Annotated in this window: 12 protein-coding genes (1 of these 12 only partly in view); 3 read left to right on the forward strand and 9 right to left on the reverse strand. The window is 45.4% G+C overall.

The window, feature by feature from the left end:
* Both tsaD and AB5618_RS05085 read right to left on the reverse strand, forming a co-directional pair.
* Positions 1 to 907: the 5' portion of a tRNA (adenosine(37)-N6)-threonylcarbamoyltransferase complex transferase subunit TsaD gene (gene tsaD, locus AB5618_RS05080; RefSeq protein ID WP_148463466.1), read on the reverse strand. 113 nt of this gene lie to the left of the window's left edge; the window shows 907 of its 1020 coding nt (coding positions 1–907); its start codon is at positions 905 to 907; its stop codon lies beyond the left edge, outside the window.
* A gap of 3 nt (positions 908 to 910) precedes the next feature.
* The gene (locus tag AB5618_RS05085) at positions 911 to 1822 is read right to left on the reverse strand and encodes a ribonuclease Z (RefSeq protein WP_148463467.1); all 912 of its coding nucleotides are present in this window, start codon (positions 1820 to 1822) and stop codon (positions 911 to 913) included.
* A 267-nt stretch (positions 1823 to 2089) separates the two neighbouring features.
* Between AB5618_RS05085 and AB5618_RS05090 the strand changes: the two genes are divergently transcribed.
* On the forward strand, positions 2090 to 4678 hold the full coding sequence (locus AB5618_RS05090) for a YfhO family protein (RefSeq protein ID WP_173769962.1): 2589 nt from the start codon (positions 2090 to 2092) through the stop codon (positions 4676 to 4678).
* A gap of 76 nt (positions 4679 to 4754) precedes the next feature.
* On the opposite strand, the gene rimI is transcribed toward AB5618_RS05090, so the two are convergent.
* The 3 genes from rimI to tsaE are packed head-to-tail and all read right to left on the reverse strand — an operon-like array spanning position 4755 to position 6434.
* On the reverse strand, positions 4755 to 5195 hold the full coding sequence (rimI, locus tag AB5618_RS05095) for a ribosomal protein S18-alanine N-acetyltransferase (protein WP_148463469.1): 441 nt from the start codon (positions 5193 to 5195) through the stop codon (positions 4755 to 4757).
* A gap of 22 nt (positions 5196 to 5217) precedes the next feature.
* Positions 5218 to 5946, reverse strand: coding sequence for a tRNA (adenosine(37)-N6)-threonylcarbamoyltransferase complex dimerization subunit type 1 TsaB (gene tsaB, locus AB5618_RS05100; RefSeq protein ID WP_148463470.1), 729 nt, complete (start codon positions 5944 to 5946; stop codon positions 5218 to 5220).
* A 35-nt stretch (positions 5947 to 5981) separates the two neighbouring features.
* Positions 5982 to 6434, reverse strand: a complete 453-nt coding sequence (tsaE, locus tag AB5618_RS05105; RefSeq protein WP_173769961.1) for a tRNA (adenosine(37)-N6)-threonylcarbamoyltransferase complex ATPase subunit type 1 TsaE — start codon at positions 6432 to 6434, stop codon at positions 5982 to 5984.
* Between the two features lie 97 nt (positions 6435 to 6531).
* On the opposite strand from tsaE, the gene AB5618_RS05110 reads away from it, so the two are divergent.
* Positions 6532 to 7050, forward strand: coding sequence for a peptidylprolyl isomerase (locus AB5618_RS05110; RefSeq protein WP_173717322.1), 519 nt, complete (start codon positions 6532 to 6534; stop codon positions 7048 to 7050).
* 118 nt (positions 7051 to 7168) lie between these two features.
* Here the strand turns inward: AB5618_RS05110 and AB5618_RS05115 are convergent, their stop codons facing one another.
* Positions 7169 to 7825 carry a YigZ family protein gene (locus tag AB5618_RS05115; RefSeq protein WP_173772209.1) on the reverse strand — a complete coding sequence of 219 codons (657 nt, stop codon included), beginning with the start codon at positions 7823 to 7825 and terminating at the stop codon, positions 7169 to 7171.
* A 244-nt stretch (positions 7826 to 8069) separates the two neighbouring features.
* On the opposite strand from AB5618_RS05115, the gene AB5618_RS05120 reads away from it, so the two are divergent.
* Positions 8070 to 10682, forward strand: a complete 2613-nt coding sequence (locus AB5618_RS05120; RefSeq protein WP_313717918.1) for a PBP1A family penicillin-binding protein — start codon at positions 8070 to 8072, stop codon at positions 10680 to 10682.
* A gap of 223 nt (positions 10683 to 10905) precedes the next feature.
* On the opposite strand, the gene AB5618_RS05125 is transcribed toward AB5618_RS05120, so the two are convergent.
* The 3 genes from AB5618_RS05125 to uvrC all read right to left on the reverse strand — a co-directional run bounded on the left by AB5618_RS05125 (position 10906) and on the right by uvrC (position 15067).
* On the reverse strand, positions 10906 to 11847 hold the full coding sequence (locus tag AB5618_RS05125) for an ROK family glucokinase (RefSeq protein ID WP_148463473.1): 942 nt from the start codon (positions 11845 to 11847) through the stop codon (positions 10906 to 10908).
* A 162-nt stretch (positions 11848 to 12009) separates the two neighbouring features.
* Positions 12010 to 12942, reverse strand: coding sequence for an HPr(Ser) kinase/phosphatase (gene hprK / locus AB5618_RS05130; RefSeq protein ID WP_118583906.1), 933 nt, complete (start codon positions 12940 to 12942; stop codon positions 12010 to 12012).
* A 259-nt stretch (positions 12943 to 13201) separates the two neighbouring features.
* A complete protein-coding gene (gene uvrC / locus AB5618_RS05135; RefSeq protein ID WP_195698994.1) occupies positions 13202 to 15067 on the reverse strand; it encodes an excinuclease ABC subunit UvrC in 1866 nt (621 codons plus the stop codon).
* Between the last annotated feature and the right edge of the window lie 27 nt (positions 15068 to 15094).

The raw sequence follows: 15094 nt of genomic DNA on the forward strand, positions 1-15094 counted from the left end.
AAAAAATAGGTGACGGACGATAGAACTTATAGCCCCTCTTTTCACAAGCCTTAGTCATGGCTTCTCTCAAAGCTCCGTTGGACGCAACCCCGCCTGCAATAGCAATCTTATCCATGTGATAATCTTTGGCAGCAAGCATTGTGTGCTCCACAAGTACGTCTACCACGGACTTCTGGAAAGAAGCCGCAAGGTCAGCACGATTGATCTCTTCGCCCTTCATCTGGGCATTGTTAATATAGTTCAATACAGCAGATTTCACGCCACTGAAACTAAAATCATAAGGACAATCTCCTAATTTTCCTTTCGGGAAAACAATGGCGTCCGGATTTCCCTCTCTTGCCAATTTATCTACCTTTGGTCCACCTGGATAACCTAATCCGATTGCACGGGCAACTTTATCAAAAGCTTCTCCCGCTGCATCATCTCTGGTGCGTCCCAGGATTTCAAATTCTCCATAGTCTTTTACGATTACAAGATGTGTGTGTCCGCCGGACACGATCAGACAAAGAAACGGCGGTTCCAGGTCCGGGTGTTCAATATAGTTGGCAGAAACATGTCCTTCTATATGATGCACTCCAACAAGAGGGAGCTTCTTCGCATATGCAATGGCCTTTGCCTCAGCTACGCCCACAAGAAGAGCCCCTACCAGTCCAGGACCGTAAGTAACGCCAATTGCATCCAGATCATCCAGGGTCACATTTGCCTCGGAAAGTGCCTCTTCGATCACCTGATTAATCTTCTCAATATGTTTACGTGAAGCGATTTCCGGCACAACACCTCCATACAGAGTGTGAAGCGCAATCTGGGAAGAAATCACATTTGATAATATAGTCCTGCCGTTTTTTACTACAGAAGCCGCAGTTTCATCACAGGAACTTTCTATTGCAAGAATGAATGTATCTTTCATTTTTTAATCCTCTTCGAAATTCATTTCCATTGTTTTTCCGTCTTTGCCTGGATAAGCTTTTGGGAAAATATCCCGCACCATGTCCATATATTCATCTGGACGGATCAGAGACGGACTGTAATGAGTCAGCCACATTTCTCCTACATCAGCCTGCTTGGCCAGAGTAGCAGCTTCACGGAACGTCATGTGCTTATAGCCTTTTGCCTTCTCCAGCTTGTCATCCTCGCCGTACATCCCTTCGCAGATAAAAAGGTCTGAGCCAGACGCATTTTTCATAATTGACTCGGTGGGTCTGGTATCTGTAGTGTAAGTAACCTTCAGTCCCTTTCGAGCAGGTCCCAGAACCATATCCGGAGTATATGTCACATCATCGGCTTCAATAGTCTGGCCTTTCTGCAGAGGATTCCAGTATTTCAGCGGGATTCCCTGCTCACGGGCACGCTCCGGGGAAAATTTCCCCTGACGGAGTATCTCCAGTGAATATCCATAACAGAGTACATTGTGGTTTACCTTAAAAGCCGTGATCCGATAACCATTGATCTCAAATACCTGTTCAGGTCCGTTAATCTCGATAAATTTCAGTTCAAAGGGAAGCTCCGGTGCGATCACACGAAGTGCGTTTACTACCCGCTCAAGACCTTTCGGACCAATCAAGGTAAGCGGTTCGGTGCGCTCTGCATTCCCCATTGTAAGAAGAAGGCCAGGAAGTCCGCTGATGTGATCTCCGTGATAATGGGTAAAACAGATCACGTCAACAGGCTTAAAGCTCCATCCTTTTTCCTTAATTGCCACCTGAGTTCCTTCGCCGCAGTCAATAAGAAGACTGTGGCCGTTATACCGGGTCATCAGAGCAGTAAGCCATCTTCTTGGAAGTGGCATCATACCTCCGGTTCCCAGCAGACAAACATCTAACATATATTAAAATATCCTCTTTTCTTTATTCTCCAAAACGTGTTTTCCAAATGCCTTCCGAAGCAAACTTATAACAGCATTTTTCAAACATGTTCCAGGAAAGTTTAACACAAGCAGTTTCCTAAAACAAGAGTCAGGTCTTCCCAATATGGAAAATCATTCAGAAATTATTAAGATGAAGCTGCTTGACAAACCGCTTACAATGTGCTTTCATAATTTGAACTTAACATTTGTTGCTGTTTTTAAGCTCAGCAACAGAAAGGAATTATTATGATTTTCTGCAGCAAGCCTCAAAAATTCACCTGGCGAAACGCCATTACTCTGCTGCTTCTTCTGACAGCTGGCAGCATTCTCATCTTACTTCTGATACCTTCCGGTTCCTGGTTTGGCTCCGAGACAGACTGGTATTCCCAGCATGTAACCATTGCTGATTATATGAGAAAAAATTTTTATGCAACAGGAAGCCTGTTTCCGGACTTCACCGGACTTGGAGGCGGAACCAATTTCTTTTCCCTCTCCTACTACGGATTTATGCGCCCGGATGTACTGATTTCCTATCTTTTTCCCCATGTGGAAATGGAATGGTTTATTCAGGGATATGCAATATTTGAAATCCTGCTTGGAGGCGGACTTCTTTATTACTGGCTGCACAGGAAGGGTTTTTCGGATTTTACCAGCTTTGCATGCGGCTTTTTTTATCTTAGTGCAAACTGTTTTTTCCAGGCGCACAGGCAGATCATGTTTGTGAATTATCTGCCATTTCTTTTACTGGCTTTCCTCTGCCTGGACCGGATTTTTGAGCACCAGGAACAGGACGTGTACCACATTCGTCCTCATATCGGACTGATTCTTTCCCTGTTTTTCTGCATTTTGCATAGCTTTTACTTTTTCCCATCCAGCTTCCTGGCATGCATCCTTTATATCGGACATCTGCTGCCGGATCATCTGAAAACTGTACCTGCCAGGATGCAGAAGAAACGGAAATGCAAAATATGGTGGAACTATATTGTGGACGTGTCTTTTGCCGTATCCATGAATCTCTTTCTCCTGCTTCCCACTGGTCTTGCCATCCTTGGAAATAAAAAGGATACCGGTGATTCCACTTCCCTGTTAAAAATCCTGGGAGTGAACCCCACACTGGACAGCATCCTTTACAGCCCTTACGGCTGCGGACTCACTCTTTTTTGTCTGTATGCATTGTTTCTGTGCATACGGGAAAAGAAAACCCGCAAGCTGGCAATTGCTGTTTTTACACTGCTGTTTTTTGACATTTTTTACTGGATTTTAAACGCCACTTTATATGTAAGGCCCAAATGCCTGATCCCATTTCTGCCTTTGATTCTTTACCTGACTGCACAGGCTCTTGAAGGACTCAGACAGAAAAAAATACGGCACAGTCTGCCACTGGCTTTGCTTTGTGCAATTCCGGTTATCGTACAGCTTATTTTCTTTTTACATAATCAGCAGGTCCGGCACCTGGTCACAGCTGATCTTGTGCTGCTTCTTGTCTGTGCTTCCCTTGGCGCTTTTCTGGAAGAAAAAGAGATCATGATACCATTCAGCTGCTGGTGGATAAATCTTGGAGGACTTGTACTTTTGCTTGCGATTCCTTCTATGCTTTATCTGACAAAAGGGCAGGAAGAGCATTACGCCACCGTTGCCGACGAGTCCAGAGACTATTTTTCCAGAGAGGATCTGGAGGCGTGCTGCGAAAATCCGCAGGCACGGTTCGATGTGATCGAACACCCATCCAACAATTCAAACTACGTGACCACCGGGGATCAGAATAAAAGTACCTTGTATTCTTCTATTTCTAACAGCACTTACAATACATTGGTGTACGATATCCTGCAAATGCCCATCAGCATCCGCAACCGTGTTGCCATGACAGCTGATGTAAATCCTTTTCAGGAATATCTGATGGGCGTCCGATATATTCAGACAAAAGCAGATAAAGTTCCCGCGGGCTATAAGACCCTTCTGGAAAAAGACGGGCATATACTGGCAGAAAACAGCAATGTGCTGCCTATTGCTTATGGAAGTACGGCTCTGATGACAGAAAGTGAATATGATAAGCTTTCTTATCCGCAGACACTGGATACCATTACTAATCGCACAATAGTGCCGGATTCTCCTGACAATTCAGAGAATGCCAGTGATCTTTCTGCCGCTTTTTTGCCATACGCTTCTCAAATGAAGGAATATTCCTTGCCAGCCGATTTTCTTGATCACAAGACTTCAAAAAAAAGTGAAACCGTCCGCCGGGAACTGCCGGAAACACTGCCGGCATCCACTATTCTGCTGCTCTCTTTTGACGTAAAATACAATGGGGAAAAGGATATGTCCATTACCATAAATGGCATACGAAACCGGCTTTCCGGCTCTGAGGCTCCTTATCCCAACAATAATGATACCTTTTATTATATGATTTCTTCTAATGAGGATATGGATGCTCTGGACATTATGTTTTCCAAAGGAGAATATAAGCTCACAAATATAAAAGCCTACACCCTTCCATTAAGCCTGCTTTTCCATCCGGGGCTGGTAGCTTTTCAGGAAAAAGAAGTTTCCGGGAAAGAGATTCTAAACGGTAGTATTGATATGCCCAAGGATGGATATTTCGTAACATCCTATACATTCTCCAAAGGATACATTGTTTGTGTGGATGGGAAAGAAGTTGCACCGGTACAGGTTAACAAGGCGTTTCTTGGTTTTCCGTTACAAAAAGGGGCGCATGAAATCCAGATTGAATTCCATGCGCCCGGTAAGTCACTTGGGGCTGCACTCAGCCTTGTGGCATTTGTGCTTTTGATTTTCTACAATACAGCGTATGGGCTCAGGCATAAAATCATGCGATAGACCATGCCTGAAGCATGTTTGAAAAAGTCTTTCTGCAAGATGTGCGTCACATTTTACGAGAATGAGAGGTTCTCACTTATCCACGCGGATGCCTGGTCATAAGCAGAGCATCTTCCACGGGATCCGTATAATATTTCTTGCGGATCCCGTCTTTTGTAAATCCCATTCTTTCATAAAGACGGATGGCAGTCCCGTTGCCTGTACGAACCTCAAGATGGATCGTGGTAACTCCCTGCTGTTCGGCAAGCCGGATCAGACTGTCCATAAGGAAATGCCCAATCCCCTCTTTCTGCCTGTCCGGGCGCACTGCAACATTGGTAATGTCGCCTTCATCCAAAACCATGATCAGGCCACAGTAAGCCAGGATTTCTCCTTTCTCTTCCACTACGAGAAACATGGCATCCTTGCGGGTCAGATAAGTAAAAAATCCCTCTTTCGTCCATGGCGGGGAAAATAATTCGTTTTCAATCTTCATGACCTGATCCAGGTCATCTACCAGCATTTCACGAAGAATCATACTCTGACTTCTCCTTTTCTTCTCAGCTGTTTTTTTCAGAAGCTTTCTCTTCCTGCAGCTTCTGGGCGCGCTCACGCTCTGCCTGGGAAACTCTCAGGTATTCCGGAACATGCTCCATAGCAGTCACTATTTTTCCCTCTTTCACATAAATCTCGCCAAGGGCTGCCACTGCAGCTGCTCTTTGCTTATTCACATGGGCAGGGGCAAAAGAATATGGAACCTTCAGGTTCTCCTGGATCATTTTTCCAAAGACAGGCACGCCATCGCCAAGGAATACTACCTCTTCCCCTCTCGCATTCAATTTCTCAATCATCTCAGCCATTGGAACTGCCATCTGAGCTTCTACCGTTACTAGCTTATGCTCCTGAAAGCGGTAAATTCCTGTATAAACCTGACTTCTTCTTGCATCCATAATCGGACAGATCAATGCTCTGGAATCATACAAATTATATGCCAGTGCATCCACAGTGGGAATTTCCACCAGAGGCTTTTTCAACGCAAGACCAAGTCCCTTGGCTGTAGCAGAACCGATACGAAGTCCTGTAAAAGAGCCTGGTCCGGCTGCCACTGCAATGGCATCAATGGTATCCAGATCCAGCTCTGTCATCTTCACCAGCTCGTCCAGCATAGGAAGAAGTGTCTGGGAATGTGTCTTTTTATAATTAACTGTATATTCTGCAATCAGGTTCTCGTCCTCCACTATTGCAACAGAAGCGACGATTCCTGAGCTGTCAAGACCTAAAATCTTCATTTTTTCTCCTTACTCTCCCCACTTTTGGAGATTTTCTAATTTTTCTGCCACTTAATCTGCTCTGGTAATCCGGTTACTGTGATCTTACGATAATCAAACCCTTTTTCCAGATTTTTCTCAATGGTAATCTCAATGATCTGCTCTGGCAGGATTTCTTCAATCAGATTGGCCCACTCGATGAGGCAAATTCCATTTCCGTAGAAATAGTCATCATAGCCGATCTCTTCCATCTCCTCAATGTCCCCGATCCGGTACACATCAAAGTGATAAAATGGCATACGACCGCTTTCATATTCCTGAATAATGGTAAAAGTCGGACTGTTTACAGGCTCTGTGATTCCCAGTCCTTCTGCCACTCCCTGGGTAAAAACGGTCTTACCTACCCCAAGATCTCCTACCAGTGTGTATACCTGCCCGGGAAGAGCATTTTCCCCGATCCATTTGCCGAAAGCGAAGGTCTCTTCTGGGCTGAATGTTTCTTTTATCATAACTTTACAACTCCTTTTTACTTGCAGAATTGCTCTTTGCATATTATAATAGAACGAATAACGAAATACAATACTTTTTGAAAAAGGAGATCAAACTATGGCAAATCCAGTTGTTACCATTACTATGGATAACGGAGATGTGATCAAAGCAGAGTTATATCCGGAGATTGCACCAAATACTGTAAATAACTTTATCAGCCTTGTTAAAAAGGGATTTTATGACGGACTTATTTTCCACCGTGTTATCAACGGCTTCATGATCCAGGGCGGCTGCCCGGACGGAACCGGAATGGGCGGTCCTGGATACAGCATCAAGGGTGAATTTGCTCAGAACGGTGTGAAGAATGAGTTAAAACATACCGAGGGCGTTCTTTCCATGGCAAGAGCCATGCATCCGGATTCAGCAGGAAGCCAGTTCTTCATCATGCACAAAAATGCTCCACACCTTGATGGTGCTTACGCTGCTTTTGGTAAAGTGACCGAGGGCATGGATGTGGTAAACCAGATTGCTGAGACCGACACTGACTACAGCGACAGACCACTTGACGAACAGAAGATCAAATCCATGACAGTTGACACCTTCGGCGTAGATTATCCAGAGCCAGAGAAGTGCTGATCCTTCATGCTCTGCAGGCAGACTGATCCAGAGCATGTTTAAAAAGCTTTCAAAAGAACTTTATCCCCTGCATCTGTGGAATGTTTATTTTCACAGATGCAGGGGGTTTTGTTCTCTTTTAATGGTCAAACACCTTTATTTTGCCTTCCACATCTGCGAAATAAAGCTCCTTCTCTTTCTCCATCTTTATACGTCCGCTGGTGGCTTCTGTGATCACCTTCTGGATTCTTCCAATCTGGTCATTTGGCACAAGAAGATGCATGATCACCTTGTCTGTGTACTCCGTGTCAAGGACCGGAAGCTGATTCTCTGCTGCAATATACTGCAGCTTGCCGATAGCCGTGTAATCTGCAGTCAGTGCCAATGAAATCCCATGGTGCTTCTCTATCACCGTACTCTCCCCCAGGCCAGCCTGCACTGCTCCGGAATAGGCTCGCACAAGTCCGCCGGTACCAAGGAGCACACCGCCAAAATATCTGGTCACAACTACCGCCACATTATAAATATCTTCCCCCAAGATCACATCCAGCATAGGCCGTCCTGCAGTTCCTGACGGCTCCCCGTCATCGCTGCACCTTGTAAACTCCCGATGTTCTCCAATAGAATAAGCATAGCAATTATGTCTGGCATCCCAGTATTTCTTCTTCATTTCCTCTATGAAAGCAAGAGCGTCCTCCTCTTTTTCCACCAGGCGCACCGTCGCAATAAACCGGGATTTCTTCTCCGTAATCTCCCCCTCGCCTCCTGCATAGATGGTCTTATAATTTTCCCGCATACGGAAACCTCCAAAAACTCATAATAAAATAAAGATAACAGCTTGTTCTTCCTCATTTGCTATAGTGTAACATGAATTGGCTTTTCTTTCCAGTCTTGTAAAAGGATGCTGTTCACCTTACTATTCACTGATACCGTTCCGCGAGGTGTTTTTTGTGAACAAAGTTCACAGAAATATTCGATTTTAGGGTTTATTTACGAACCTGGATTTGATATAATAGAACGGATTATAAAGGAGGTTTATCATGAACTACGGAAAAAAATCGGCCTCTAAGAAACGGAATTCTCTTATTTCCCGCTCGTCCATGATGGGAAAAAGGGCACATGTTTCGTTTATCAGAGTCCTTTTCATCGGCCTGATCGCCCTGTGCGTTGCAGTGTCCAGTCTTGGAATTGGTTCCATTCGTGGAATACTTGCAAATACGCCGGACGTAAATGAAGTGGATATCATGCCTCTTGGTTATGCCACTTTCCTCTATGACTGCAATGGTAATCAGATTCGTAAGCTGGCAGCACCTAATGCCAACCGACTTCCGGTTTCCATTGACCAGATTCCGGAGGATCTGCAGCATGCAGTAGTGGCTATCGAGGATGAGCGTTTTTATGAGCATAATGGAATTGATGTAAGAGGTATTCTTCGTGCTGGTGTGAAAGCACTTACTACCGGAAGCTTTTCCGAGGGTGCAAGTACCATTACCCAGCAGCTTCTGAAGAACAACGTTTTCACCAACTGGACCAACGAATCTACACAGGTGGAGCGATTTACACGTAAGCTTCAGGAGCAGTTCCTTGCCGTTGAGATTGAGAAAAAGATCAGCGACAAGAACGTGATCCTTGAGAATTACCTGAATACCATCAACCTTGGTGCAGGTGCATACGGTGTACAGGCTGCTGCCCGTCAGTATTTTAATAAAGATGTGTGGGATCTGAATCTTTCCGAGTGTGCAACTCTGGCAGGTATCACCCAGGCTCCTACCAAATACAACCCTATCGAGAATCCCAAGGAAAATGCAAAGAGACGTAAAGAGGTTCTTGACCATATGCTGGATCAGGGTTACATCACTCAGGAGCAGTATGACGATGCTATTAATGATGACGTTTACACCCGCATTCAGGAGGCACAGGCTTCTAATACACAGTCTTCAAGCAAGACATACTCTTACTTTGAGGACGAGGTTACCAAGCAGGTTATCAATGATCTGATGAATATCAAGGGATACACCAAGACACAGGCACAGAACCTTCTGTATAGCGGTGGTCTGAAGATCATGACTACCCAGGATCCGGACATTCAGAACATTGTGGATGAGGAATATTCCGATCCATCCAACTATCCGGATTACGTACAGTACGCACTTGATTATGCCCTTACCGTGAAACAGCCGGATGGACAGGAAGTAAACTACAGCAAGGAAATGATGAAGCTTTACTTCCAGAATGAGGATCCGTCTTTTGATCTTTTGTTTGATTCCCAGGACGAGGGACAGACTTATGTAGACCGTTATAAAGCGAATATTCTTGCAGACGGAAGCACGGTTGTTGCAGAGCGTGTAAGCTTTGCCCCCCAGCCTCAGTCAGCAATGACGATTATCGACCAGCATACCGGATATGTGAAGGCGATCATTGGCGGACGTGGAACCAAGACTGCCAGCCTTACCCTGAACCGTGCTACAGACAGTACCCGTCAGCCAGGTTCTACATTTAAGATCGTATCCACCTATGCTGCGGCCCTTAATGAGAAAGGCATGACACTGGCTACCACTTACGAAGACCAGCCAATCACCTATGACAACGGTGCACCAGTCAATAATGCAAGCGGCAGCTTTAATGGTACCACTACGATCCGTACAGCGATCCGTAATTCTGTCAATACCGTTGCCGTTCAGTGTTTTGAGGATGTAACCCCTGAGCTTGGCCTGAAATACCTGGACAACTTTGGATTTACCACACTGGCACATGGTACAGAAGCGGATACCGATGCCAATGGCAATGTTTATACAGATGCCAACCTGCCTACAGCAATTGGCGGTCTGACCTACGGTGTTAAGAACGTAGAGCTTTGTGCCGCATACGCAGCCATTGCGAACGGCGGTAATTATATCAAACCGGTTTACTACACCAAGATTCTTGATCACAACGGAAACGTACTGATTGAGAACAACTCTGTAGGACGCTCCGTCATTAAGGAAACAACAGCTTATCTTCTTACAAGCGCCCTTGAGGATGTAGTTCAGAATGGTACCGGTACAGCCTGCCAGCTTGATAATATGGCAGTTGCAGGTAAGACAGGTACTACAGACGCATACAATGATCTCTGGTTCGTAGGATATACACCATATTACACATGTGCAGTATGGTCCGGTTACGACGGCAACCAGAAGATACCGGAAGGTGACGCACGTAATTTCCACAAGACATTATGGCGTAAGGTCATGAACCGGATCCATCAGGGAATGGAATACAAAGATTTCGAAGTTCCGGATGGTATTGAACAGATCAGTATCTGTGCTGATACAGGACTTCTTCCGAGAGTTGGCTGCCCGGTTACAGAGGAGTACTTTGATGTAGGAACCATGCCTACAGAGTACTGTGACCAGCATTTCTACGAATATGACGAAAGTCAGGATGAAGATATGGAAATCAGCGATGAAAATGCCACTCCGACTCCAGATCCGGAAAATCCGGACGGCACAGACAATGCAGATGGCAGTGGCGGTGACGGCACTGGCGGCGATGGTACTGGTGGTGACGGTATTGGCGGTGACGGTACTGGCGGTGACGGTACCGGCGGCGGTGATATCCAGTATCCAGATGAAAGCGGCGGAGATTCTGGTAATGATGATATTTATTATTACTAAAAAGCTTTCAGCTGACAACCAGTAATAAACAATTAGAGAACTGCAGTTTTCGTTTCCGGAAAGCTGCAGTTTTTTTCTGCCAAAATAATAGCTGTTCAATGCCGGAAGCGATAAACTATATATACAAAGAAACGCCTTGCACAGAGTCTGCTGGATTCAGCAATCCTCTGCACAAGGCGTTTCCTGATTTTATGTATTATGAAATTCTCTGGATGATCTGAAATCAGTCTTTGATCACCATACGGGCTGCGCCATAGATACCGGCATCATTTCCAAGGCTTGCAAGAATGATCGGAGTACTCTTGCAGGATGGAAATGCATATTTCTGATAGTACTTCTGGATACAGTCTGTAAGAGGTTTACCTGCTTTGGATACACCGCCTCCAATTACAATTGCTTCCGGGTCTGTTACACATGCAAACACGGCAAGTGTGCTTCCCAGAATGTCGCCTACCTTCTCCATAGTCTTAACAGCCAGAGCATCGCCCTCCTTGTAGAAGTCAAGAACATTCTTAGCAGAAAGCTTCTCTACATGACGCATCTTGCTGTCCTCCTTGCTCTCCTCCAGAATGTCATTTGCCACACGTACAATTCCGGTTGCAGATGCATACTGCTCCAGACATCCGTGATTACCGCAGTTACAGGGGCGAACTTCATTGTGATTGACACATGCATGTCCAATCTCTCCACCGGCACCGTGATAACCTGCGATGATCTTGCTGTCGATGATGATGCCGCCGCCAACACCGGTTCCAAGTGTTACCAGGATTACGTTCTTGGCCCCCTCTGCAGCACCCTTCCATGCCTCACCAAGAGCTGCGATATTGGCATCATTGGCTGCCTTTGCCGGAAGACCTGTAAGTGCGCTTAATTCGCTTGCTACGGCCTTAAAGCCCCAGTGCAGGTTAACTGCCATAGGAACTTCACCATTCTCATTAACAGGTCCTGGAATGCCGATTCCAACACCGTCTACATTATCCTTTGTGATTCCTCTCTCATCCAGCTTCGTCTTGATTGCATCTGCAACATCCGGCAGGATTGAAGAACCGTTATTCTCCAGTCTTGTTGGAATCTCCCACTGCTCAACCAAAGTTCCATTCGTAAGAAACAGACCGCATTTTACAGAAGTTCCTCCTACGTCAATACCAAAACAATACATACCCATTGTAAATTTCCATCCTTTCTGATCTATGAATTACTATTCTATGCATTACTGTTCTATGCATTACTGTTCTATGCATTACTGTTCTATGCATTACCGTTCTATGCATTACTGTGCCTTAAAGCCTATTAAAAAAGTATTCCCGCAATCTGCACACTCTGATTTTTATTCTTCTCTTTTTTTGGCAATATTCGCCTGAACACGCTTGTACAGCTCCTCAGCTGCATTGTAGCCCATCTTCTTCTGTCTGTGGTTAACGGCTGCAGACTCAACAATAACAGCCAGATTACGTCCTGGACGAATCGGAAGGGAATGGCATACGATCTTGTTTCCAAGATACTCCGTATACTCCTCATGAAGTCCCAGACGGTCGTACTCCTTGTCACGGTCCCACTCTTCCAGCTTGATAACAAGATCGACAGACTGGGTATCCTTAACACTCTCAACACCAAACAGGGTCTTCACATCAATAATACCAATACCACGAAGCTCAATAAAGTGACGTGTGATATCCGGTGCGGAACCAACTAAAGTAACATCGCTCACCTTGCGAAGCTCAACAACGTCATCACTGACAAGACGGTGACCACGCTTGATCAGCTCAAGGGCTGCCTCGCTCTTACCAATACCGCTCTCGCCTGTGATCAGGACACCCTCGCCATAAACATCCACAAGCACACCGTGAATGGAAATACAGGGAGCCAGCTGGACGCCAAGCCAACGGATGATCTCTGCCATCAGACTGGACGTAGTTCTCTCTGTCACAAATGTAGGTACATTATATTTGTATGCAAGATCGATCATATCCTGTGACGGTCTTGTCATAGTGCTGAAGATGACACATGGGATCTTGCTGGAGATAAAACGCTCGTACTTGAATGTGCGCTCCTCATCGCTTAACTGCATCAGATAAGTATACTCTACATATCCGATGATCTGAACACGCTCGTTTGCAAAATGCTCCAGATATCCTGTAAGCTGCAAAGCCGGACGATTTATTTCTGCTGTCTTCACATAAATCTCTGTAAGGTCAATATCAGGCGTCAGGTTGGTCAGATTCAGTTCCTGCGCCAGCTTGGTAAGCTGTACACCCTTCATGCTTTTATCTCCTTTTTCTCTAATGAAGTCCTTCCCGCATAAGCAGTTCCCTGCAGTTACAAGATTCCTCATAATAGGTGAAAACTGTTATGCAGTCTGTGCAGGTTTCTTTGCACTGCACATAGAAATTATATACATTGCCAAAAATCCACACTTATCTGTATTATACACAATTTTTTCTGTAACTTCAATGTCGAATCTTGTTAAAACTGTTACTGTTCGCTCTATTCACAGTAACACGCTTCGCGATGCACAGAAATCATGCATTCGTATGATTTGGCGCTCTATGAAAAAACTGATAGACAGCCTCCGCGCTCTGTACATTCATAGACTCTGTCTGACTTAATTCTTCCACAGAAGCATCCCGGATATTCTCAACAGACCGGAATCTTCTCATAAGAGCCTTTCGCCTGGTCTCGCCAATTCCCGGAATATCATCCAGAACGGAATGTACCTGTTCTTTGCTTCTAAGGGAGCGGTGATACTCAATGGCAAAACGGTGAGCCTCATCCTGGATCCTGGTTACCAGATGGAAACCCTCACCAGAAGTATCAATGGGAATTTCAACATTATTGAAATACACCCCTCTGGTTCGGTGGTTGTCATCCTTTACCATACCACATACCGGAATATCAATTCCAAGCTCTCCAAGAACCTTCCGTGCAATGTTTACCTGGCCACGTCCGCCATCCATAAGGATCAGATCCGGAAGAATGGAAAAGCTGTCGTATTCGCCCTTGGATTCATGGGTAAAACGCCTTGTAAGCACCTCTTCCATGCTGGCGTAATCGTTAGGTCCCTGCACCCATTTGATCTTGAATTTTCGATAATCGCTTCGCTTCGGCTTGCCCTTTTCGTAAACCACCATGGAACCAACGGACTCAAACCCACTGATATTGGATATATCGTAGGCCTCCATACGCACAATATCCTTAAGCCCCAGCCAGTCCTCAATCTCCTTCACCGCGCCGATCGTACGTCCTTCTTCACGCTTGATCCGTTCTCTGTCTTTGGAAAGGACCATCCAGGCGTTTTCCTTGGCAAGCTCCACCAGCTTCTCCTTTGTTCCCTTTTTCGGTACACGGATGTGAACACGCTGTTTACGCCTTGCCGTCAGCCAGTCTTCAATGATTTCCCCATCTTCTATCTCCGTCTGCATCATGATTTCCGCCGGAATAAAAGGCGTTCCTGCATAAAACTGCTTCAGAAAGCTTGACAAAACCTGTGCTTTGGTATCGCCTCTTGCCACACGGAGAAAAAAGTGATCTCTGCCGATCAGCCTGCCGCCACGCATAAAAAACACCTGCACAACTGCATCCTGCTCCCGGAGATCTTCACTTTCATCCATGGCAACTGCAATAATATCCCTGTCCTCTTCCCCATAGGTAGTAATCTTCTGTCGTTCTCCGATCCGCCGGATACTATTGATTAAATCACGATATCCTGCAGCATCCTCAAAACGCATATCCTCTGAAGCAGCCATCATTTTTTCAGTCAGCTGATCAATGGTCTCCTGGAAATTTCCATTGAGAAAATGAAGTACCTGTCCAATGTTCTGCTTATACACTTCCTCACTTACATTTCCCTGGCAGGGGGCCGTACACTGCTTCATATGATAATACAGACATGGACGGTCTTTGCCGCAGTCACGGGGCAGATTACGGTTGCAGGACCGTACCATATAAATCTTGCGGACCAGCTCGATCACGTCCTTCACAGCTGTGGAGCTGGTATAGGGTCCGAAATATTTCGCCTTGTCCTTTTTCATGGTGCGGGAAAAAAGAACTCTGGGATAGGGCTCATTTACCGTCACTTTAATGAATGGATAAGTCTTATCATCCTTCAACATGGTGTTGTATTTCGGGCGGTGCTCCTTGATCAGGTTGCACTCCAGTACCAGCGCCTCCAATTCAGAATCGGTGACAATATACTCAAATCTGGTAATGTGAGTGACCATCTGCTCAATCTTTGCGCCTTTATTGCGGCTGCTCTGGAAATACTGGCGGACACGGTTCTTCAGACTGACCGCCTTTCCCACATAAATGATCTCATCTTTTTCCCCATGCATAATGTAGACACCAGGCTTACCGGGCAGCTTTTTTAATTCTTCTTCAATCAGGAACATAAAAACTCTCCTTTGTTGAAAAGAACC

The organism is Ruminococcus sp. J1101004sp1_RTP21198st1_B9_RTP21198_201120 (assembly GCF_040924245.1).
Classification (GTDB): domain Bacteria; phylum Bacillota; class Clostridia; order Lachnospirales; family Lachnospiraceae; genus Blautia_A; species Blautia_A faecis.